This window comes from Cellulosimicrobium funkei (assembly GCF_001019615.1).
GTDB classification, from domain to species: domain Bacteria; phylum Actinomycetota; class Actinomycetes; order Actinomycetales; family Cellulomonadaceae; genus Cellulosimicrobium; species Cellulosimicrobium cellulans_E.
Genome location: NZ_JNBQ01000008.1, coordinates 19,493 through 38,912 on the forward strand (window position 1 = coordinate 19,493; position 19,420 = coordinate 38,912).

Genomic DNA, 19,420 nt, shown 5'->3' on the forward strand with positions numbered 1-19,420 from the left:
GGCCGGGACCGTCGCAGCAGACGGCCCCGGCCCGCTCGGGCGAGTCGTCGCCCAGCGCGTACTAGGGTCGGAGCATGGGTCTGACGATCGGCTACGCCGCCATGCTGGAGCAGTTCCACCCGACCGAGGCCGTCGCGCTCTCGGCCTACGCCGAGGAGCACGGCTTCTCCGGCACCATGGCGGCCGACCACTTCCAGCCGTGGGTCCCGGCGCAGGGCGAGTCGTCGTTCGTGTGGAACGTGCTCACCGCGCTCGGCGAGCGCACGACGGGCGACCTCGGGCCGGGCGTCACCGCGCCGACGTTCCGCTGGCACCCCGCGATGGTCGCGCAGGCCTCGGCGACGCTCGCCGCGATGTACCCCGGTCGGCACTGGCTCGGGCTCGGCTCGGGCGAGGCGCTCAACGAGCACGTCGTCGCGGGCTACTGGCCCGAGGCGCCCGAGCGCATCAACCGCATGTTCGAGGCGATCGACGTCATCAAGAAGCTGTTCCAGTCGGGGCTGGACAACAAGGACGTCAAGCACTCCGGGCAGTTCTACAAGATGGAGTCCACGCGCCTGTGGACCATGCCCGAGGTCGCGCCCGAGATCCTCGTCGCGACGGCCGGCCCGGTGACGGCCAAGCGCGCCGGGCGGCACGCGGACGGCCTCATCACGGTCGGCGCGCCGCTGGAGAAGATCTCGATGCTGTTCGGCAAGTTCGACGACGGCGTCCGCGAGTCCGGTCGCGACCCGCAGGCGATGCCCAAGGTGCTCCAGCTCCACCTGTCCTGGGCCGCGACCGACGAGGAGGCGCTCGCGAACGCGATGACCGAGTGGCCCAACGGCGGCATGAAGTTCCCCAAGGCCGACATCCGCTCACCCCACGACTTCGAGCAGATGGCCAAGCTCGTGCGCCCCGAGGACTTCGAGGGCCGCATGGTGATCTCGGCCGACCCCGACGAGCACCGCGCGTACATCCAGAAGTTCGTCGACCTCGGCTTCGACCGGATCTACCTCCACAACGTGGGCCGCAACCAGCGGGAGTGGATCGAGGTCTTCGGCCGCGAGGTCCTGCCGAAGCTGGCGCGATGACCTCCGGCGGCGCAGGCGCAGGCGTGCCCGGCGGCGGGGGTGACGCCGCGCGCCTGTCCGTGTGGGCGCCGTCGGGCCTGGGCGAGGTGCGCCCGGGCGACGACCTCGCCGCGCTCGTCGGCGACCTGCTCGCCGCGGCCGCGCCGGGCGACGCGCTCGCGGAGGGCGACGTCGTCGTGGTGACGAGCAAGGTCGTGTCCAAGGCGGAGGGCCGCGTCGTCGCCGCCGCGGACCGCGAGCAGGCGATCACGGACGAGACGGTGCGCGTCGTCGCGACGCGCGAGCGCCCGGGCCAGGCGCCGCTGCGCATCGTCGAGAACCACCTGGGCCTGGTCATGGCCGCGGCCGGGGTCGACGCGTCCAACACGCCCGAGGGGACGGTGCTGCTGCTCCCGCTCGACCCGGACGCCTCGCCCGGGCGCTGCGGGCCGCGCTGCGCGAGCGGTTCGGTCTCGCCCGCCTCGGCGTCGTGGTCACGGACACCGCGGGGCGCGCGTGGCGCGACGGGCTGGTCGACGTCGCGATCGGCGCGGCGGGGATCGTCGTGGCCGAGGACCTGCGCGGCGGCGTGGACGCCCACGGCCGGCCCCTCTCCGTGACCGTCACCGCCGTCGCCGACGAGGTGGCCTCCGCGAGCGAGCTCGTGCGCGGCAAGACGGCGGGGAGGCCCGTCGCCGTCGTGCGGGGGCTCGGCCGGTACGTGGGCGACGACGACGGCCCCAGGGCGCGCTCGCTCGTGCGGCCCTCGGTCGACGACCTGTTCCGGGAGGGGAGCGCCGAGGCCTACGACCGCGGCTACCGCGACGGGTTCGGCGAGGGCTTCCGCGAGGGGTCGGGCGACGAGCAGGTCCCCGTCGACTGAGCGGACGAGCGCGACCGGGCCGCAATCCCGTGGCTCGCGGGACGGTGGGCGGCTAGCCTGCCGGGATGCTGCCCGCCGAGTGGATCCCGCACCGCCGCCCCGACGACCGCGAGCACGTGGGCTGGATCCGTCCCGACGGTGACGCCTGGGTCGCCGTCTCGCTCCTCGGGCGCGAGCTGACCGGACCGGTGGACTGGCTGGAGGCCGAGGAGGCGCTCGACGAGGTCAGCCTCGCGTGGCTGGCCGACGTCTGGATGCTCGAGCAGGAGGACGCGCCGCCGCTGCGCGTCCGGCTCGTGGAGGTCACGCCGGACGGCGTGGTCGTGCAGACCGACGACTTCGGCGCGATCGACGTCCCCGTGGAGCGCTACGACCTCCCGTGGCCGCCTCCGCCCACGCTACGGCCGCGCCGACCGGACGACCCGGACGGTCGCGTGCTGTCGCTCGGACCGTGACGACCGCCCGGGGTGCGCGCCCGGTGCGTCAGCCGGCGTCCGTCGTGCCCTCGTAGAGGCCGATCTGGTTCCCGTCGGCGTCCTCGAACGCCGCCCACCAGGACGTCGGGCTGATCTCGGACTTCTCCAGGACCACGCGCCCGCCGAGCTCGCGCACCTTCGCGAGCGTGTCCTCGATCGAGTCGACCTCGACGTAGCTGCGCGGGGTCGTGAACCCCTCGGACCGCGGCGCGAGGCCGCCGCCGCTGATCTTGTTCGGTGCCTGCCACATCGGGTAGCCCTCGAAGCCGGGGACCTCGGCGATCTGCCAGCCGAACAGCTCGCCGTAGAACTGCGTGGCCCTGCCGCTGTCGCTCACCGGGATGTCGATGTGCGTGATGTCTCCGTGCGCCATGGTTCCTCCCCCGTACCGGTGACGGGCGGACACCCGCCGTCTGCCAGCCTAAGGACCGCCGGCACCGGCGCAACAGGGTGTGCGCGCTAGGACTTCTCCGGGGCGGCACGGTCGCCGACCACAAAACCCTCAGGCTGCACCTGAGGCTCTGGCTCTGGCTCGGGCACCGGCTCGTCGGCCGTCTTGCCGTCCGGTACGGCCGGGTCCGCCGTCCCCACCGGTGCGGCGTCCGGGGTGGGGCCCGGCGTCGGGTCGTGCCGCGGGACGTCGTCGCCGGAGAGCCAGCGCAGCCAGCCCGAGCCCGGGTCGGGCTCGAGGACGAGCGCGCGCACGAGCAGCGTGAGCGGGATGGCGAGGATCGCTCCGAGCGGCCCGATGACGAAGGTCCAGAACACGACCGAGACGAAGCTGAGGGTCAGGCTGAGGTTCACCGCGTCCGCCACGAACTTGGGCTGGACGAGCACCTGGAGCACGACGTTCACGACGCAGTAGACCGCGACGACGGCGAGCGCGAGCTGCCACCCCCCGACGACGAACGCCATGATCGCGGGCGGGACGAGGCCGAGCACGAAGCCGATGTTCGGGACGAAGTTCGTGACGAACGCGAGGATCGCCCACACCGTCGGCGCGGGGACCGAGAGCAGCCACAGCGCGACGCCGTCGACGATCGCCACGACCGCGCCGAACGACGCGTTGACCACGAAGTAGCGCCGCACCCCGCCGCTGAACCGGGTCGCGCGGTCGATGGTCGCGGCGCGCTCGGCGCCGAAGACGGTCGTCGCGGTCGAGTACCGCGCGGCGTCCGCCGCCAAGAAGATCGCGTAGGCGAGCACGAAGAAGAAGGCCGTCGCGATGCCGAGCGCCATGCCCGACACGTTCCCGGCGAGGCTGAGGACCCGGGCGGGCTCCAGCCAGGACGTCGCCGCCTCCGCGACGTCCGCGTCGATCCCCACGGCGGAGAGCTGGTCGACGACGTCCTCGACCGAGCGCACCAGCGCCGGCAGGTACTCGCGCACCAGGTCGGCGAACCGGAAGCCCGCGAACACGAGCATCGCGACGAGCACGGCGAGGATGAGGTAGGCGACCACCACGACCGCCGTCGTCGCGGCCCACCGCGGCCAGCCCCGGCGCTCGAGCGGGAACCGGACGGGGTGGCAGATGATGACGATCACCGCTGCGAGGAGGATCGGCGCGAGCACCTCCCGGGCCGTGTGCACGCCCGCGAGCACGACCACGCCCGCGGCGAGTGCCAGGAGCGTACGGGTGGAGGGAGGCAGCGCCGGGGCGCGCGGCGTCGTCGTGGTCACGCGCCGACGATATCGGTCGGGCGTCGTCGCGCACGCAGGCGTCCGCCGCGGTGCGGCCGGCGGCGCGTCCGCGCGGTCAGGCCTTCGCGGCCTTCGCGGCGGCCTTCTGCGCCTTCTTGAACGTGCGGACCTCCGCGAGCGACTCCGGGCTCGTCACGTCGGCGATGGACCGGCGCGACCCTTCGTCCCCGTAGTGGCCCGCCGCCTCGCGCCACCCCGCGGGCTGCACGCCGCGCTGCTTGCCGAGGAGCGCGAGGAAGATCCGGGCCTTCTGGTCGCCGTACCCGGGCAGCGCGCGCAGCCGGGCGAGGACCTCCGCGCCGGTCGGGGCACCGTCGGCGCCGGGCGCGGTCCAGATCCGGGTCGCGTCGCCGTCGTACTCGTCGACGACGACGCGCGCCAGGTCCTGGACGCGCGCGGCCATCGAGCGCCCGTACCGGTGGATGGCGGGCGGCGTCGTGGCGAGCATGACGAACGCGTCGGGGTCCGCCTCCGCCACGGCGCGCGGGTCGATGGAGCCCAGGCGGTCGCGGATCTTGCGCGGCCCCGCGAACGCGTGCTCCATCGGGTACTGCTGGTCGAGGAGCATGCCGACGAGGAGGGCGAACGCGTCGTCGCTGAGGAGCGCGTCCGCGTCGGGGTCGCCGGTGATCCAGAGCTGGTCGGTCATGCCGTCCATCATGGCAGGACGGCGGCGAGCACGTCCGGTCGCCGGCCTGGTGGAGCCGCGCACGGAGTCGTCGCCCGGGGCATCCGTATACGGGGTGCTACGGACGCGTAGATCGCGAAAGATACGCAATCACCGATGGGCGCGGATCGCGGACGCCGTAGCGTCGATCCGTCGGTCGCCCGGTGCGCCGACGTCTCCCGCACCCGGCGCCATGGACGACGCCGGCCTGGACCGGAGGTTCCCATGTTCCGAAGGAAGCTGCTCACGCTCGCGACCGCGACGGCGCTCGCCGCCGGCGCGGCCGTCGGCCTCGTCGCGCAGCCGGCGTCCGCCGCGACGCCCATCCCCGACCACGTCTTCTCGCCGTACTACGAGATGTGGCTGGGCGACGACATCAGCGCCGTGTCCCAGCAGGCGGGCGCCGACCACATCACGCTCGCGTTCGCCCAGACCGAGCGGCAGGGCTCGTGCACGCTCTACTGGAACGGCGACACGTCGCTGCCGATCGCCCAGTCGATCTTCGGCGCCCAGGTCGACGCGGTCCAGGCGCGCGGCGGCGACGTCATCCCGTCCCTCGGCGGCTGGACGGCCGACGACGCGACCGAGGACGGGCAGCTCACCGAGCTGGCGGACTCGTGCACGGACGTGAACAAGATCGCGGCGCAGATCCAGAAGCTGATCACGACGTACGACGTCGAGCGCATCGACTTCGACATCGAGGCGGACTCGATCAACAGCAGCGCCGGGGTGGACCGTCGCAACAAGGCGCTGAAGATCGTGCAGGACTGGGCCAAGGCCAACGGCCGCACGTTCGAGGTCCAGTACACGCTGCCCACCACGACGCAGGGTCTGGCCGCAGCGGGCAAGAACCTGCTGCGCAACGCCGTGACGAACGGCGTCGAGGTCTCGGTCGTCAACGTCATGACGTTCGACTACTGGGAGGGCGACCGCGCGAACATGGCGCAGGACACCGTCACCGCGACGACCGGTCTGGTGAGCTTCCTCAAGACGATCTACCCGTCGAAGACGGACGCGCAGCTCTGGAGCATGGTCGGCATCACGGAGATGATCGGCGTCTCGGACTGGGGCGTCGGGGAGACGTTCTCCCTCGCGAACGCCGACTCGGTGCTCGCCTTCGCGCAGCAGAAGGGCGTCGCCTACCTGTCGTTCTGGGCGCTGCACCGCGACACGGGCGGCTGCGCCGGGGCGCAGACGACGCAGGACGACTGCTCCGGACTGGCGCAGCAGAAGTACGAGTTCTCGAAGAAGTTCGCCGCGTTCACCTCCGGCGCGACGGACCCGACCGACCCGACCGACCCGACGGACCCGACGGACCCCACCGACCCGACCTGCACCGCGGCGCCGTGGAGCGCGTCGCAGGTGTACGTGGGCGGGACGACGGCGTCCCTCGAGGGGCACACGTGGAAGGCCAGGTGGTGGACGTTCGGGGAGAAGCCCGGCGCCGCGACCTGGGGGCCGTGGACCGACCTCGGCGCGTGCTGAGCCGAGAGCGCTCGCGGACGCCCGGTCGGACCTCCGGCCGGGCGTCCGCCCTCCCACGGTGCACGGCCGTCGGCCGGACGACGGGGCAGGGCAGCGCTACGCGGACGTCGCGGTCGACGCCCGCAGGAGCCTTCCGGTCCGGAACTCGTCCACCCCCGTGCGGCGCAGGACGGCGCTCGTCCACCCGGGCAGGATCCGCAGCCCCTCCTCGCCCGTGACGCGTCGCAGGTCCTCGACGCGGAACTCCTCGCCCCGGCGCTCCAGCACGAACTCGCCCGCGGCGTCGACGTTGCGCACCCAGTCGACGTCGGGCCCGTACGTGAGCGCGAGGACCACGCGGACCGGGTCGGTCGGCGAGGCGCGGTACGCGAACGCGAAGACGGGCGTGCGGTAGACGCGGCCGCTGCGCCGGCCGACGTGCCGGACCACCGCCATCGGCCCGACCCCCGTCGCGACGCGGAGCATCACGGGGTTGAGGAAGCGCTTGTTGCTGCGGGTCACCCAGCGAGGGATCGGCATGCCCCATCGTGGCCCGGCGCGGCCCGCCCGCGCGACCTATCGTGAGACCCGTGCCGACGCGCCTGCTCCTGCTGAGCGACACCCACGTCCCCGTGCGGGCGCGGGTGCTCCCGGACCAGGTGTGGCGTGCCGTCGACGACGCCGACGTCGTCGTGCACGCGGGCGACTGGGTCAGCGTCGACCTGCTGGACGCCTTGGAGGCGCGGGCGTCCCGGCTGGTCGGGGTCGCGGGCAACAACGACGGCCCCGCGCTGCACGCGCGCCTGCCCGAGGTCGCGCGTACGACGGTCGACGGGCTGCGGCTCGCCGTCGTGCACGAGACGGGGGCGAAGCAGGGGCGTGAGCGTCGGGCCGACGCGGCCTTCCCCGACGCGGACGTCCTCGTGTTCGGGCACAGCCACATCCCGTGGGACACGACCTCGCCGGGCGGGCTGCGCCTGCTCAACCCCGGGTCGCCGACGGACCGCCGCCGTCAGCCGGTCGGCACGGTCCTCACGGCCGTCGTCGACGACGGCGCGCTCCGGGACGTCGCGCTCGTGCCGGTGCCGCGCTGAGCCGTCTCAGGCGGCGCCCGCGCGTGCCCGGTGCACGGCCGGGCTCACGCCGCGCACGCGCTTGAAGGCGGCGCTCAGCGCGAACGGCGACGCGTACCCGACGGTGCGCGCGACGGACGTGAGCGTGGCGTCGGGCTCCAGCAGGAGGTCCGCGGCGAGGTCGAGGCGCCAGCCCGTGAGGTAGCTCATCGGCGGCTCGCCGACGAGCGCGGTGAAGCGGCGCGAGAACGCGGCGCGCGAGAGCCCGACCTCCCGCGCGAGGGAGTCGACGGTCCAGGCGCGGGACGGGTCGTGGTGGATGAGACGCAGCGCCGCGCCGACCACCGGGTCCGCGTCGGCGCGGTACCAGCCGGGCGCGTCGTCGCGCGAGAGCCACGTGCGCAGGCAGGAGATGAGGAGCAGGTCGAGCAGACGGTCGAGCACGGCCTCCTGGCCGGGCAGGTCCTGCACGACCTCGCGCGCGAGCATCTCGACGAGCGTCCCGTCCACGTCGCCGCTGCGCAGCACCACGCGCTGCGGGAGCACGCGCAGGACCCTGCGGCCCACCTCGCCGTCGAGCGGGTAGGTGCCCGTGATGATGACGGTCTCGCCGCCGGGGTCGTTACCCCACGAGCGGACGCCGAGCACCGTCATGGGAGAGGGCCCGCCGTCGACCGCGCGGCACATGTCGGACTCGGGCCCGATGACCACCTGCGGCGCGGTCGTCGGCGCGTCCGCCACGACGTAGTGGTCGGGGCCGCGCAGCAGGACGACGTCCCCCGCCCCGACGCGCTCGCCCTGGTCCGCCCCGGTGTCGCCCACGACCGGCCCGACCCAGCCCGACCCGCGCAGCACGGGCACGATCGTCAGCGGCGCCTCGTCCTCGATGCGCATGCCCCAGGGTGCGCGGAGGTGGCTGCGCAGGAGGAAGGCCCCGCGGGCGCGCGGCCCGTCGAGGAGCCCGGCGACGACGTCCATCCGGTCAGGGTACGCACGCACCGCGTCCGCGACCAGAGACAGAGGGAGCGCAGGGAGCCCGAGACGATCGCGTATGGAGTCGAGCGTCAGGGCCATGTCGCGTCTCGCCGGTGCCCGGTTGACTGGCATTCGTCCCCGCACGAATCCTCGACAGGAGAGACGCCATGAGCGCCACGACACCGCGACCGACGGCCGCCCTGACGGCCGCCCCGACCGACGCCCCCGCACCCGGCCCGGTCCTCGTCCTCGGCGCGACGGGCAAGACCGGCCGCCGGGTCGCCGACCGCCTCGACGCGCTCGGGATCTCCGTGCGCCGCGCCTCCCGTTCCGGTGCCGTCCGCTTCGACTGGGAGGACGAGACCACGTGGGGCCCCGCCGTCGAGGGGGCCGAGGCGGTGTACGTCGTGTACGTGCCCGACCTCGCGGTCCCGGGCTCCCCGGAGACCGTCGCCCGGTTCGCGGCCCTCGCCCGGGAGGCGGGCGTGCGCCGGCTCGTCCTGCTCTCCGGTCGCGGCGAGGTCGAGGCGCAGCGCGCCGAGGTGCTCGTCGCCGACGCGTTCCCCGGCCGCACGGTGGTGCGGTGCGCGTTCTTCGACCAGAACTTCAGCGAGAGCTTCCTGCTCGAGCCCGTGCTCGACGGCGTCCTCGCCCTGCCGGTCGACCGGGTCGCCGAGCCGTTCGTCGACCTCGAGGACGTCGCCGAGGTGGCGGTCACGGCCCTCGTCGACGACGCGCACGCCGGCCGCGTCTACGAGCTCACCGGGCCGCGCGCGATCACGTTCGCCGAGGCGGTCGCGGAGATCGCGGCCGCGAGCGGGCACGACGTGCGGTTCGCGCCGATCACCATGGACGAGTTCGTCGCGGGGCTGCGGGCGATCGGGCTGCCCGAGGACGTCGTGGGACTCATGCGCTACCTCTTCACCGAGGTGCTCGACGGGCGCGGGACCCCGGTCGCCGACGGCGTCCGGCAGGCGCTGGGCCGCGAACCGCGGGACTTCCGCGAGTTCGCCGCGCGCGAGGCCGCGACCTGGTCGGCGACGGTCACGTCGACGTCCGGGCAGCCCTCGTGAGTGCCTTCACGGCGCTCGTCGTCGCAGGTGCGGTCGCGACGGGGCTCGCCGGCGGGGTGCTCTTCGCGTTCTCCACGTTCGTGATAGGCGGCCTGCGCCGCCTCCCGGCCGCCGACGGGGCCGCAGCCATGGTCGCGATCAACCGGGACGCGCTGCGACCCCCGCTCATGCTCCTGCTCGCGGCGAGCGTGCTCGTGCCCGCCGCGGCGGCCGTCGTCGGCCTGGTCGGCGGGACGACCGGAGCGGGGTGGGCGCTCGCGGGCGCGGTGGTCGCCGCGGTCGGGATGCTCGGCGTGACGGCCGTGGGCAACGTCCCGCTCAACGAGCGCCTCGACGCCGCGGCGGAGCGGCCCGGGGACCTGGCCGCCGCGTGGGCGACGTTCCTCCCGCGCTGGCTCGCCTGGAACCACGTGCGGACCGTCGCCGGCGCGGCGGCCACCGCGCTGCTCGCGGTCGCGCTGGTCTGACCTGCCGGGGCGCCGGGCCCCCGTCGCGGAATAGCCACGGCGGGGGCCCGGTTGCGCACGACATGAGCGACGTCGCAGCGGCCGTGCCGGCCGACGAGCAGGAGACCATCCGTCGGGTGCTCGAGGGCACCGAGACCTGGGCCGTCGTCGGCCTGTCGAACAACACGTCGCGCGCCGCGTACGGCGTGGCGCGCGTGCTCCAGCAGCACGGCAAGCGCATCGTCCCCGTCCACCCGTCGGCGGAGACCGTGCACGGCGAGCAGGGCTACGCGACGCTCGCGGACGTCCCGTTCCCCGTCGACGTCGTCGACGTGTTCGTGCGTTCCGAGCTCGCGGGCTCCGTCGCCGACCAGGCCGTCGCGATCGGCGCGAAAGCCGTCTGGTTCCAGCTCGACGTGATCGACGAGGACGCCGCGCGCCGCGTCCGTGAGGCCGGGCTCGACATGGTCATGGACCGCTGCCCCGCCATCGAGCTGCCGCGCCTCGGCGCGACCACCACCACGAAGGAGGCGTGACCGTGACCGCGATCGACACCACGTCCGACCTGGGCTCGCGCGCCGCGTCCCGGTTGAGAGACGAACCGGTGCTGTGGTTCGTGAGCGTCGACCCGCACGACGCTCCCCAGCCGACCCCCGTGTGGTTCCTGTGGGACGGCGCGGACGAGGTCGTGGTCAAGTCCCAGCCGCGCACCGCGAAGCTGCGCAACGTCCGCGGCAACGCTCGGGTCGCGGTGCACCTCAACAGCACCCGGTCGGGGGACGACGTCGTCGTCCTCACCGGCACCGCCGCGATCGACGACGTCGGCCTCTCGCCCGACGAGCGCACCGCGTACGACGCGAAGTACGCCGAGGGGATCCGCGGCCTCGGCATGACTGCCGACGGCTTCCACGAGGACTACTCCGTGACCGTGCGCGTCCGCCTGGAGCGCCTCCGCGGCTACTGAGCGAGCACCGAGCCTCCGGCCCGGCCGGTCCGGTTCGGTGAACGCACGACCTGGCGGGCCGCGCTCAGCGATCGAGGCGGGCCACGGCCAGCTCGAGCGCCGTGTCGAGCTCGTCCTCCGGGATGCGCACCTCGCCGAGCGACACGGAGAAGGGCGACTCGTCGAGCCCGAGGGCCCGAGCCGCGGGATCGAGGTCGAGGCCATCTCCGTCCTCGGAGACACCGGTCCTGACGTAGACCGGCATGCCCGACACCTCGGGCAGCACGACCACCAGCACCGCGGCCAGCGCGTCCGGGTGCAGGTCGGGGCGTCGCGCGTCCTCGGGCGGGAGCAGGCTCACCCCGACGCCCAGGTCGCACGCGCCCTCGCAGTTGCTCGAACCGGTGTAGAGGCTCGCCTCGACGGGGAGCTCCGCCTCGTCCAACGCGTCCTGGACCGCGGGCAGGGCCTTCTCGACGTCGGCGTACGAGACGTTCGAGGTGTCGAACGGGGAGCGCCCGTCGAGCACCGCGCAGCCGGAGACGGACACGACGCACGTCGCGACGAGCGCGGCCGCGACGAGCGTCCGCGGGGCGCGGCGGACCGGGGAGAGGCGCACCCGCAGAGAGTACGCGCTCAGTCCTGGGGCGCGAACGTCAGCACCGGCCGACCCGTGCGCGGGTGCGCGAGCACCTCGCACCGCACGCCGTAGACCGGGTCGAGCACCTCGGGGACCAGGACCTCGCGCACGTCGCCCGCGGCGACGACCCGCCCGTCCGCCAGGACGACGACGTGGTCGCACGTCTGCGCCGCGAGGTTGAGGTCGTGGAGCGCGGCGAGGACGGTGACGCCGTCGTCGGCGAGGTCGCGCAGGACGCGCATCGTGTCGAGCTGCGCGGCGATGTCGAGGTGGTTGGTCGGTTCGTCGAGCAGGAGCAGCGCGGGCTCCTGGGCGAGCGCGCGCGCCAGGTGGACGCGCTGGCGCTCGCCGCCGGAGAGCGTCGCGACCTCCCGCTCGGCGAACGCGGCCATGCCCGCGCGGGCGAGCGCCGCGGTCGCCACCTCCCGGTCGTGCGCGGAGTCGCCCGCGAGGAGCGAGCGGTGGGGGATGCGGCCCAGCAGGACGGCGTCGAGCACGGAGAGCGGGAGGTCGGTCGTCGCGTCCTGCTCGACGAGCGCGAGGACGCGCGCGCGCCGCCGCCGCGGCATCGTCAGCAGGTCCGCGCCGTCGAAGCGTGCGTGCGCGGCGTCGTCGGACCCCGTGGACGGGGCGCGCACCCCCGCGAGCACACGCAGGAGCGTCGACTTGCCGGAGCCGTTGGGACCGAGCAGCCCGCTCACCGCGCCGGCCGGGGCGGTGCAGTCGACGCCGTCGAGGATCAGGCGACCGTCGACGGACCACGACACGCGCGCGGCGTCGAGCCCCGCCGCGCTCTGCTCTCCGGACGGGTTCCGCACCGCCGCGTCACCGGGGTGCTCCCGCACGGTGTCGGCGCCGACCGTGGGTCCCTCCTGCGTCGTCGTGCGCGTCGCCTCGCTCATGCGGCCTTCCTCCCGCGCCACAGGAGCAGCGCGAACACCGGCGCGCCGATCGCGGCGGTGACGATCCCGACGGGCAGCTCGCGCGGCGCGAACACGGTGCGCGCGAGCGTGTCCGCCCAGACGAGGAAGGTCGCGCCGAACAGCGCGGACAACGGCAGCAGGAGGCGGTGCCGCGCGCCCGTGAGGAGCCGCACCGCGTGCGGCAGGATCAGCCCGACGAACCCGATCGACCCCGACTGGGAGACGAGCGCCCCGGTGAGCAGCGCGACGCCCACGAGCAGCGTCCAGCGCACGCGCGCGACGTCGACGCCGAGCGTGGACGCCGCCGTGTCGCCGAACGTGAAGGCGTCCAGCACGGAGCCGGTCGAGGCGAGCAGCGTCCCGAGCACGAGGGTCGCGCCGCCCGCGATCGCGACGGACGTCCACGTCGCTCCCGCGACGGACCCCATCAGCCACGAGAGGATCTCGCGGTAGGAGTCGCCGGTCGCGGACCAGAAGATGACGAAGCTCGTCGCGGCCGCGGCGAGCTGGCTCACCGCGAGGCCCGCGAGCACGGTCCGCGTGGGCGTGAGCGCCCCGAGCGCGCCCGCGAGGCCGAGCGCCGCGACGAGCGCGAGGACGGCGCCCCCGAACGCCGCGACCGGCAGGAGCACGGTCCACCCGGCGACGAGCACGAGCACCGCGCCGAGCGACGCGCCCGACGACAGGCCGAGGAGGTACGGGTCCGCGAGGGGGTTGCGCGTGAGGGACTGCATGACGACGCCGCACACGGCCAGGCCGGCGCCGACCGCCGCGGCGGTGAGCACGCGGGGGAGGCGGAGCTGCCAGACCATGCCGTCCGGGAGCGCCCCGAGCGGCTCGAGGCCGAGCAGCCCGCCGAGCCCGAGGTGCGTCGCGACCGAGCGCCACACGTCCCCGACCGCGAGGTCCGCCGGGCCGATCGTCACCGTGACCAGCACCGTCACGACGAGGACGCCGACGCCGACCGGCACCCACCAGGCCGCGCCACGGCGCGCGCCGGTCCCCGCTCCGTCCCGTCGGGAGGGCGGCGCGGGCGCGGGCCGGGTGCGCAGCGTGGTCACAGGCCGAGCGCCTCCAGCTGTGCCGCGAGGTCCACGACGGCATCGACGTTGCGCACGCCGGCCTCGGTCGCCGGGAACGGGATCGTCAGGTAGCGGCCCTCGCGCACCGCGGTCATCTCGGCCGTCGCCGGGTTGGACTCGAGCCGCTCGATCTTGGCCTCGGCCGTGTTCCACGCGGCGTCGACGAGGACGAGGACGTCGGGGTCGGCGGCGATCGCCTCCTCCCACGCGAACGCGGTCCAGGTGTCGTGCACGTCGCCCGCGACGTTCTCCAGCCCGACGGCGTCCATGATCATCTGCGGCGCGCCGATGCCCGCGCCGACGTACGGGATGTCGTCGCCGGACGAGTACCACAGGGCCGTGAGCCCGCGCTCGTCCCGGGCGACGCCGTCGAGCGTCGCGCGCTGCTCCGCGACGAGGTCGGCGGCCGCGTCCTGCGCGTCGAAGATCGTGCCCACCTCGGTGATCTCGGCGAAGACGTCGTCGAACGTCAGCGGGTCGGGCATGTACTCCGGTGCCTTGCACGCGGCGGGGGAGACGTACGTCGCGACGCCGAGCTGCGCGAGCGTCTCGCGGTCGCCCGCGCCCTCGGCCGTGAGGTTGGACTCCCAGCCCGCGTAGACGAGGTCGGGCTCGGTCTCCAGGACCGCCTCGGCACCGGGTACCTGGTCCGAGAGCGGCTCTGCCACCGCCGGGACGTCCGCCGCGGCGTCGGCCAAGGACTCGGGGACCGGGCCGTCCGCGAACGCGCTCGCGACGATCCGGTCGCCCAGCCCGAGCGCGAGCAGCATCTCCGTGGTGCTCGACTTGATCGTCACGACGCGTTCCGGCGCCGCGTCGAAGGTCACCTCGAACCCGCAGTCGTCGAGCGTGAGCGGGTAGGTCGTCGCTGCCGCACCGCCCGTCGGCGCGGCGTCGCCGTCCGCGGTCGGGTCGTCACCCGGCGTGGTGCCCGACGAGCAGGCGGCGAGCAGCACGGCGAGCGTGGCGGTCGGGAGCGCGAGGACGGCGCGGCGGACGGGCTGGCGGTGCACGGTGCGGGAAGAGGGCACGGGCGAGGTCTCCGGGGGTCGGGCGCGGTGCGGCGTGCGCTCGGCGGGCACGCCGCTGCGGCGGTGCGTTCTCGATGCCGACCGGCGAGCGCCGGCCGGGACCGACGCGTCATCTCGCGTCGCGCGGACCCGCGGCACAGATCCGTGCCGCCCGGACGGGCCAGTGCGGGGCCCGTGGTCCTCCGTCAGCCTAGTCCTTCCCGCGGTCCGTCGTGGCAGAGTGTCCGTCGTGACGGAGCCATCGAACCTGCCTGCCCAGAGCCCCTCGACCGCACCGCTGCGCGCGGTGGTGACCGGCGCGTCGTCGGGCATCGGCGAGGCGTGCGTGCGGTTCCTGCGCGCCCGCGGCTGGGACGTCGTCGCGTTCGCGCGACGCGCGGACCGGCTCGCCGAGGTCGCGGAGCGCACGGGCGCCCACCCGGTCGTCGGCGACGTCACGTCGGACGACGACGTCGCGCGCCTCGTCGCGGAGGCCGGTGCGCGCGGGCCGGTGCACGCGCTGCTCAACATCGCCGGGTTCGGGCTCGGCGTCGACCCCGTCGACGAGGCGAAGATCGACGAGTGGCGCGCGATGTACGAGACGAACGTGCTGGGCACCGTGCGCGTGACGAAGGCGTTCCTGCCGCTCCTGCGCGCGTCGCGTCGCGGCGACATCGTGCTCATGACGTCGACCGCCGGCCACGACACCTACGTCGGCGGGTCCGGCTACGTCGCGTCCAAGCACGCGCTGCTCGGGGTCGCCAAGACGCTCCGGCTGGAGCTGGTGGGCGAGCCGATCCGCGTCATCGAGATCGCGCCCGGCCTCGTGCACACGCCGGAGTTCTCGCTAAACCGCTACCACGGGGACCAGGCCGGGGCCGACGCGGTGTACGCCGGCGTCGTGGACCCGCTCACCGCGGACGACGTCGCGGACGTCGTGACCTTCGCCGTGACGCGCCCGCACCACGTCAACATCGACTCGCTGGTCCTGCGTCCCGTCGCCCAGGCGTCCACGTACTCCCTGTGGCGCGCCCCGCTCGTCCCGAAGGGCGTCCCGGCGGCCGCCGACGAGCACCGGGACGCCTGACGCCGGGACGACGCCTCAGGAGCGCGTCGCCGTGAGGAGCAGGTAGTCCCAGCCCATCGCGCCCTCCTCGAGCCGGTGGTCGGCGAGGTCGCGCAGCGCCTGGTCGAGCTGCTCCAGCCGCTCGGGATCGTCGGCGAGGCTCCGGCGCACCGCGATCGTCGGGCCGTACCGCTCGGCGAAGAAGGAACGGAAGGCCTCGCCGTCGGGGAAGAGCGTCACCGGCAGCGACCGCGTCTCCGCGCGCACCTCGTGGACGCGGTCCCCGAGCAGGGCCCGCACGTGCTCCTCGTCGCCCCACAGGGGCGGGGGCTGCGCGCCGGGCGGCGGCGCGGGCGCGAACGGCTTCATCGTCGCGAAGAGCTGCCCGATGAACCCACCGGGCGTCCAGCTCGCGAGGGCGAGCGTCCCGCCGGGGCGGAGCACGCGCACCAGCTCGTCCGCGGCGGCCTGGTGCTGCGGCGCGAACATCGCGCCGATGCACGACAGCACGACGTCGAACGACGCGTCCGCGTACGGCAGCGCCTCCGCGTCGGCCTGCTCCCACACGAGCCGCGCCCCGCGCTCCTCGGCGGCGCGCCGGCCGACGTCGAGCAGCTCCGGCGTGAGGTCCGACGCGACGACGTCGGCGCCCGCCAGCGCGGCCGCGATCGCCGCGTTCCCGGTGCCCGCGGCGACGTCGAGCACGCGCTGCCCGGCGCGCACGCCGGCCGCGTCGACGAGGGTCTCGCCGAGCTCGTGCACCAGCTCGGCGACGGCGGGGTAGTCCCCGGACGCCCACACCGCGCGGTGCTTGGCCTTGAGGTCCGACAGGACCACGGTGTCCGTCATGTGCTTCTCCTGCTGTCCAGCCCGCGGTCGCGGGCGTGCGGTGGGTCACGTCCCCTCAGGATCGCGCTCCCTCCTGGAGGCATCCAGTACCGGATCTGTAGTGCTCGGGAGGAGCGACACCTGGCGGCGGACGGTCCCGCGGGTGTCTCCTGGAGGAACGATCGAGGAGGCGGCGATGGCGGGCTACGGCCAGTTCTGCCCGGTGGCGAAGGCCATGGACGTGCTCGACGAGCGCTGGACCCTGCTCGTCGTCCGCGAGCTGCTCGCGGGCAGCACGCACTTCAACGAGCTGCGGCGGGGGAACCCTCGGATGTCGCCCGCGCTGCTCGCGAAGCGGCTGCGCACGCTCGAGCGCGCCGGCGTCGTGCGGCGCGACGAGGCCGGCGGACGGCCGACCTACCGGCTGACGGCGGCGGGCGAGGAGCTCCGTCCCGTGGTGGAGTCGCTCGGCGCGTGGGGAGCCCGCTGGATCGCCGACCTGGGCGACGAGGACCTGGACCCGCACCTGCTCTTCTGGGACGTCCGTCGCACCGTGCCGACGGACGTCTGGCCGCGCGAGACCACGGCGGTCGAGTTCCGGCTGCACGACGTCGATCGCCGGGTGTCGCGGTGGTGGCTCGTCGTGCGGGCGGGCGACGTCGACCTGTGCGACGTCGACCCCGGTCTCGAGCCGGCGGTCGTGGTCCGGTCCGGGCTGCGCGCCCTGACCCGCGTGTGGCGGGGCGACACGTCGTGGGCGGGAGCGCTGCGCACCGGCGACGTCGTGCTCGTCGGGCCCGCCGAGGCTCGGCGCGAGCTGCCCGCGTGGATCGGTCAGTCGGACCTCGCGCGCGTGCCGCGGCCGTAGGGCGCCGCCGCGCGGCAGCACGTGCCAGGCTGGGGGCATGAGCGCCTCCTCCCGTCGTGCCCCCGCGCTCTCGGCGTTCGCGGGCGTGGTCTGCGCGGGCGTCGGGTTCGCGGTCGCCGAGCTCGTCGCGGCGCTCGTGGGGCCGGGGTCGAGCCCGCTGTTCGCCGCGGGGGCCGGGGTGGTCGACGCCGTGCCCGGGCCGGTCAAGGAGTGGGCGGTCGCGACGTTCGGGACCGCCGACAAGGCGGTGCTGCTCGGCGGCATGGCGGTCGTCCTCGCCGCGGGCGCGGCGCTCGCGGGCTGGCTCGAGCTGCGCCGTCCGCCGTGGGGGTCCGTGCTGCTGGGCGTCGTGGGGGCCGTCGGAGCCGTCGTGGCCGCGGGCCGGCCGGGTGCGAGCGTCGCGTGGGCGCTGCCCTCGCTCGTCGGGGTCGGGGTCGCGATCCTGCTGCTGCGCGCCTCTCTCGCCCCGCTGCGCGGGCCCGCGGAGGCCACGGTCGTCGGTGCGGGCCTCGACGGCGGCGCGGCGGGTTCCGGCTCCGCAGGTGCGTCGATGGACCGGCGGCGCTTCCTCCTCGTCACCGGCCTCGCCGCCGCGGCGGGCGTCGTCGCGCTCGCGACGTCCCGCGCGGTGTCGGCCGGGTCGCGCGCCGTCACGGCCGCGCGCGACGCGCTGCGGCTGCCCTCCCCGGCGACGCCCGCGCCGGCCGTCCCGGCGGGGGCGGACCTGGGCGTCCCGGGCCTCGCGCCGTACGTGACCCCGAACGGCGACTTCTACCGGATCGACACCGCGCTGCGCGTGCCGCAGGTCGACCCCGCCTCGTGGACGCTGCGCGTGACAGGGCTCGTCGACGAGCCGTTCGAGCTCACGCTCGACGAGCTGCTCGCGCTCCCGCTCACCGAGCACCACGTGACGCTCACGTGCGTGTCGAACAAGGTCGGCGGCGACCTCGTGGGCAACGCGCGGTGGCTCGGGTACCCCGTGCGCGAGCTGCTCGCGCGCGCCGGGGTCCGCGACGGCGCCGACATGGTCCTGTCCACGAGCGCCGACGGCTGGACGGCGAGCACGCCGCTCGACGTGCTCACCGACCCCGACCGGGCGTGCCTGCTCGCGGTCGGGATGAACGGCGAGCCGCTGCCCGCGGAGCACGGGTTCCCCGCGCGGCTCGTCGTCCCGGGGCTCTACGGCTACGTGTCCGCGACCAAGTGGGTCACCGAGCTCAAGGTCACGACCTTCGCCGACGACGTCGCGTACTGGTCCACGCGCGGCTGGTCGGAGCGCGGCCCGATCAAGCTCGCGTCGCGCGTCGACACGCCGCGCGCGGGGGCGTCGGTCCCGGCGGGCGTCGTGACGGTCGCGGGCGTCGCGTGGGCGCAGCACACGGGGATCTCCGGCGTGGAGGTCCGGGTCGACGACGGCACCTGGCGCCCCGCGACCCTCGCCGGCACCGTGGGTCCCGACACGTGGCGGCAGTGGTCGTACGCGTGGGACGCGACACCCGGAGAGCACCGCCTGACGGTCCGCGCGACCGACGCCGACGGGCGCACGCAGACCGCAGACGTCGCCCCGCCCGCGCCCGACGGCGCGTCCGGGTGGCACGAGGTCACCGTCCGCGTGGGCTGACGTGACCCGCGTCCGGTCCGTGGACCCGGGGTTGTCCGCCCCGGGCCCGCCCTGGCACCATGTCCGCGTGACCTCCCCGCGCCCCACGAGCAGCTCGCTCGTCCTCGTGCGCCCGCGGGTCGCCTTCGCCACCTGTTGTTGAGGGCTCGCGGCGCCCTGCGCAGCCTCGACCGGGTGTCCGCGAGCAGCCTCCCGCCCCTCCCTCCTGACGAAGGGGCGTGACGGTCGCCGGTCTCGTGCCACGGGCTCATCGATGAGTCCCGCGCGACGCCCGGGTCTGCACCTCCGGACGCCCGCCGAGCACAGGACGCGAGACCACCATGTACGTTCCCCCGAGCTTTCCCCGCTACCGCCCGACGACGCCGCTCGCCGCGCCGTCGCCCGAGGCCGCCCGCCCGTCCGTGGCGCCGCTCGCCGTCGGGCACGACGCCCGCCCGCCGCTCACGCTCGAGTGGCTCGTCGCGCGGGACATCGACGCCTACACCGCGCGCCGCCGGTCGGCGGCTACCATGGACGCACAGGCGTCGACCCGGCCATCACCGGCGAGCCTCCGGAAGAACGGGACCCGCGCCGTCGGGCAGGCCTGACGGCCCGCGGCCAGGTCCTCACTAGAACCGGACGGGTGGGCC

22 protein-coding genes and 1 pseudogene are annotated in these 19,420 nt (G+C 75.0%); 13 read left to right on the top strand and 10 right to left on the bottom strand.

The window, feature by feature from the left end:
* The first annotated feature begins 74 nt into the window (after positions 1-74).
* The 3 genes and pseudogenes from FB00_RS09175 to FB00_RS09185 all read left to right on the top strand — a co-directional run bounded on the left by FB00_RS09175 (position 75) and on the right by FB00_RS09185 (position 2,390).
* Positions 75-1,073: a TIGR03557 family F420-dependent LLM class oxidoreductase gene (locus FB00_RS09175; RefSeq protein WP_047232622.1), complete on the top strand. Its 999-nt coding sequence runs from the start codon at positions 75-77 to the stop codon at positions 1,071-1,073.
* Positions 1,070-1,935, top strand: a pseudogene (gene cofE / locus FB00_RS09180) (coenzyme F420-0:L-glutamate ligase). The gene FB00_RS09175 and the pseudogene cofE overlap by 4 nt, the downstream one beginning before the upstream one ends.
* 65 nt (positions 1,936-2,000) lie before the next feature.
* Complete coding sequence (locus tag FB00_RS09185; RefSeq protein WP_047232623.1) at positions 2,001-2,390, top strand: hypothetical protein; 390 nt, start codon at positions 2,001-2,003, stop codon at positions 2,388-2,390.
* Between the two features lie 28 nt (positions 2,391-2,418).
* Here FB00_RS09185 and FB00_RS09190 read toward each other — a convergent pair whose 3' ends face one another.
* From FB00_RS09190 to FB00_RS09200, 3 genes are all read right to left on the bottom strand, one after another.
* On the bottom strand, positions 2,419-2,784 hold the full coding sequence (locus tag FB00_RS09190) for a VOC family protein (RefSeq protein WP_047232624.1): 366 nt from the start codon (positions 2,782-2,784) through the stop codon (positions 2,419-2,421).
* Between the two features lie 86 nt (positions 2,785-2,870).
* Positions 2,871-4,091: an AI-2E family transporter gene (locus tag FB00_RS09195; RefSeq protein ID WP_082141160.1), complete on the bottom strand. Its 1,221-nt coding sequence runs from the start codon at positions 4,089-4,091 to the stop codon at positions 2,871-2,873.
* A gap of 76 nt (positions 4,092-4,167) precedes the next feature.
* A complete protein-coding gene (locus FB00_RS09200; protein WP_047232685.1) occupies positions 4,168-4,761 on the bottom strand; it encodes an HhH-GPD-type base excision DNA repair protein in 594 nt (197 codons plus the stop codon).
* A 243-nt stretch (positions 4,762-5,004) separates the two neighbouring features.
* Between FB00_RS09200 and FB00_RS09205 the strand changes: the two genes are divergently transcribed.
* Positions 5,005-6,264 (top strand): chitinase, encoded by a 1,260-nt coding sequence (locus FB00_RS09205; protein WP_047232625.1) that lies wholly within the window; start codon positions 5,005-5,007, stop codon positions 6,262-6,264.
* Positions 6,265-6,360: 96 nt separating this feature from the next.
* Here the strand turns inward: FB00_RS09205 and FB00_RS09210 are convergent, their stop codons facing one another.
* Positions 6,361-6,783, bottom strand: a complete 423-nt coding sequence (locus FB00_RS09210; RefSeq protein WP_047232626.1) for a hypothetical protein — start codon at positions 6,781-6,783, stop codon at positions 6,361-6,363.
* Between the two features lie 50 nt (positions 6,784-6,833).
* Between FB00_RS09210 and FB00_RS09215 the strand changes: the two genes are divergently transcribed.
* Positions 6,834-7,337 (top strand): metallophosphoesterase family protein, encoded by a 504-nt coding sequence (locus tag FB00_RS09215; RefSeq protein ID WP_047232627.1) that lies wholly within the window; start codon positions 6,834-6,836, stop codon positions 7,335-7,337.
* A 6-nt stretch (positions 7,338-7,343) separates the two neighbouring features.
* Here the strand turns inward: FB00_RS09215 and FB00_RS09220 are convergent, their stop codons facing one another.
* Positions 7,344-8,294 carry an AraC family transcriptional regulator gene (locus FB00_RS09220; protein ID WP_047232628.1) on the bottom strand — a complete coding sequence of 317 codons (951 nt, stop codon included), beginning with the start codon at positions 8,292-8,294 and terminating at the stop codon, positions 7,344-7,346.
* Positions 8,295-8,458: 164 nt separating this feature from the next.
* On the opposite strand from FB00_RS09220, the gene FB00_RS09225 reads away from it, so the two are divergent.
* The 4 genes from FB00_RS09225 to FB00_RS09240 all read left to right on the top strand — a co-directional run bounded on the left by FB00_RS09225 (position 8,459) and on the right by FB00_RS09240 (position 10,774).
* Positions 8,459-9,364, top strand: coding sequence for an NAD(P)H-binding protein (locus tag FB00_RS09225; protein WP_156186354.1), 906 nt, complete (start codon positions 8,459-8,461; stop codon positions 9,362-9,364).
* Positions 9,361-9,831 carry an anthrone oxygenase family protein gene (locus FB00_RS09230; RefSeq protein WP_047232629.1) on the top strand — a complete coding sequence of 157 codons (471 nt, stop codon included), beginning with the start codon at positions 9,361-9,363 and terminating at the stop codon, positions 9,829-9,831. Before FB00_RS09225 ends, FB00_RS09230 begins: the two co-directional genes overlap by 4 nt.
* Before the next feature lie 62 nt (positions 9,832-9,893).
* Positions 9,894-10,346: a CoA-binding protein gene (locus FB00_RS09235; RefSeq protein ID WP_082141161.1), complete on the top strand. Its 453-nt coding sequence runs from the start codon at positions 9,894-9,896 to the stop codon at positions 10,344-10,346.
* A 2-nt stretch (positions 10,347-10,348) separates the two neighbouring features.
* Positions 10,349-10,774, top strand: a complete 426-nt coding sequence (locus tag FB00_RS09240) for a TIGR03667 family PPOX class F420-dependent oxidoreductase (protein WP_197088783.1) — start codon at positions 10,349-10,351, stop codon at positions 10,772-10,774.
* Positions 10,775-10,838: 64 nt separating this feature from the next.
* Here FB00_RS09240 and FB00_RS09245 read toward each other — a convergent pair whose 3' ends face one another.
* The 4 genes from FB00_RS09245 to FB00_RS09260 are packed head-to-tail and all read right to left on the bottom strand — an operon-like array spanning position 10,839 to position 14,429.
* Positions 10,839-11,372, bottom strand: coding sequence for a hypothetical protein (locus tag FB00_RS09245; RefSeq protein WP_047232631.1), 534 nt, complete (start codon positions 11,370-11,372; stop codon positions 10,839-10,841).
* Between the two features lie 17 nt (positions 11,373-11,389).
* Entirely contained in the window at positions 11,390-12,295 is a 906-nt protein-coding gene (locus FB00_RS09250; protein WP_082141162.1) for a putative F420-0 ABC transporter ATP-binding protein, read from the bottom strand.
* Positions 12,292-13,377: a putative F420-0 ABC transporter permease subunit gene (locus FB00_RS09255; protein WP_197088784.1), complete on the bottom strand. Its 1,086-nt coding sequence runs from the start codon at positions 13,375-13,377 to the stop codon at positions 12,292-12,294. The genes FB00_RS09250 and FB00_RS09255 overlap by 4 nt, the downstream gene beginning before the upstream one ends.
* Entirely contained in the window at positions 13,374-14,429 is a 1,056-nt protein-coding gene (locus FB00_RS09260) for a putative F420-0 ABC transporter substrate-binding protein (RefSeq protein ID WP_231581787.1), read from the bottom strand. The genes FB00_RS09255 and FB00_RS09260 overlap by 4 nt, the downstream gene beginning before the upstream one ends.
* A 229-nt stretch (positions 14,430-14,658) precedes the next feature.
* On the opposite strand from FB00_RS09260, the gene FB00_RS09265 reads away from it, so the two are divergent.
* Entirely contained in the window at positions 14,659-15,495 is an 837-nt protein-coding gene (locus FB00_RS09265; RefSeq protein WP_047232691.1) for an SDR family oxidoreductase, read from the top strand.
* A gap of 15 nt (positions 15,496-15,510) precedes the next feature.
* Here the strand turns inward: FB00_RS09265 and FB00_RS09270 are convergent, their stop codons facing one another.
* Positions 15,511-16,323: a class I SAM-dependent methyltransferase gene (locus tag FB00_RS09270; protein WP_047232632.1), complete on the bottom strand. Its 813-nt coding sequence runs from the start codon at positions 16,321-16,323 to the stop codon at positions 15,511-15,513.
* Between the two features lie 142 nt (positions 16,324-16,465).
* Here FB00_RS09270 and FB00_RS09275 point away from each other — a divergent pair, with 142 nt between their 5' ends.
* The 3 genes from FB00_RS09275 to FB00_RS09285 all read left to right on the top strand — a co-directional run bounded on the left by FB00_RS09275 (position 16,466) and on the right by FB00_RS09285 (position 19,378).
* A complete protein-coding gene (locus FB00_RS09275) occupies positions 16,466-17,170 on the top strand; it encodes a winged helix-turn-helix transcriptional regulator (RefSeq protein WP_197088785.1) in 705 nt (234 codons plus the stop codon).
* 37 nt (positions 17,171-17,207) lie between these two features.
* Positions 17,208-18,791 carry a molybdopterin-dependent oxidoreductase gene (locus FB00_RS09280; RefSeq protein ID WP_047232634.1) on the top strand — a complete coding sequence of 528 codons (1,584 nt, stop codon included), beginning with the start codon at positions 17,208-17,210 and terminating at the stop codon, positions 18,789-18,791.
* 320 nt (positions 18,792-19,111) lie between these two features.
* A complete protein-coding gene (locus FB00_RS09285; RefSeq protein WP_047232635.1) occupies positions 19,112-19,378 on the top strand; it encodes a hypothetical protein in 267 nt (88 codons plus the stop codon).
* Positions 19,379-19,420 lie beyond the last annotated feature (42 nt).

Excerpts from the sequence above, each read along its gene's own strand:
- FB00_RS09225 (WP_156186354.1), top strand. The coding sequence starts at position 8,459 with ATGAGCGCCACGACACCGCGACCGACGGCCGCCCTGACGGCCGCCCCG.
- FB00_RS09250 (WP_082141162.1), bottom strand. The coding sequence starts at position 12,295 with ATGAGCGAGGCGACGCGCACGACGACGCAGGAGGGACCCACGGTCGGC.
- FB00_RS09200 (WP_047232685.1), bottom strand. The coding sequence starts at position 4,761 with ATGACCGACCAGCTCTGGATCACCGGCGACCCCGACGCGGACGCGCTC.
- FB00_RS09285 (WP_047232635.1), top strand. The coding sequence starts at position 19,112 with ATGTACGTTCCCCCGAGCTTTCCCCGCTACCGCCCGACGACGCCGCTC.
- FB00_RS09175 (WP_047232622.1), top strand. The coding sequence starts at position 75 with ATGGGTCTGACGATCGGCTACGCCGCCATGCTGGAGCAGTTCCACCCG.
- FB00_RS09190 (WP_047232624.1), bottom strand. The coding sequence starts at position 2,784 with ATGGCGCACGGAGACATCACGCACATCGACATCCCGGTGAGCGACAGC.
- FB00_RS09280 (WP_047232634.1), top strand. The coding sequence starts at position 17,208 with ATGAGCGCCTCCTCCCGTCGTGCCCCCGCGCTCTCGGCGTTCGCGGGC.
- FB00_RS09220 (WP_047232628.1), bottom strand. The coding sequence starts at position 8,294 with ATGGACGTCGTCGCCGGGCTCCTCGACGGGCCGCGCGCCCGCGGGGCC.
- FB00_RS09205 (WP_047232625.1), top strand. The coding sequence starts at position 5,005 with ATGTTCCGAAGGAAGCTGCTCACGCTCGCGACCGCGACGGCGCTCGCC.
- FB00_RS09270 (WP_047232632.1), bottom strand. The coding sequence starts at position 16,323 with ATGACGGACACCGTGGTCCTGTCGGACCTCAAGGCCAAGCACCGCGCG.
- FB00_RS09210 (WP_047232626.1), bottom strand. The coding sequence starts at position 6,783 with ATGCCGATCCCTCGCTGGGTGACCCGCAGCAACAAGCGCTTCCTCAAC.
- FB00_RS09235 (WP_082141161.1), top strand. The coding sequence starts at position 9,894 with ATGAGCGACGTCGCAGCGGCCGTGCCGGCCGACGAGCAGGAGACCATC.
- FB00_RS09185 (WP_047232623.1), top strand. The coding sequence starts at position 2,001 with ATGCTGCCCGCCGAGTGGATCCCGCACCGCCGCCCCGACGACCGCGAG.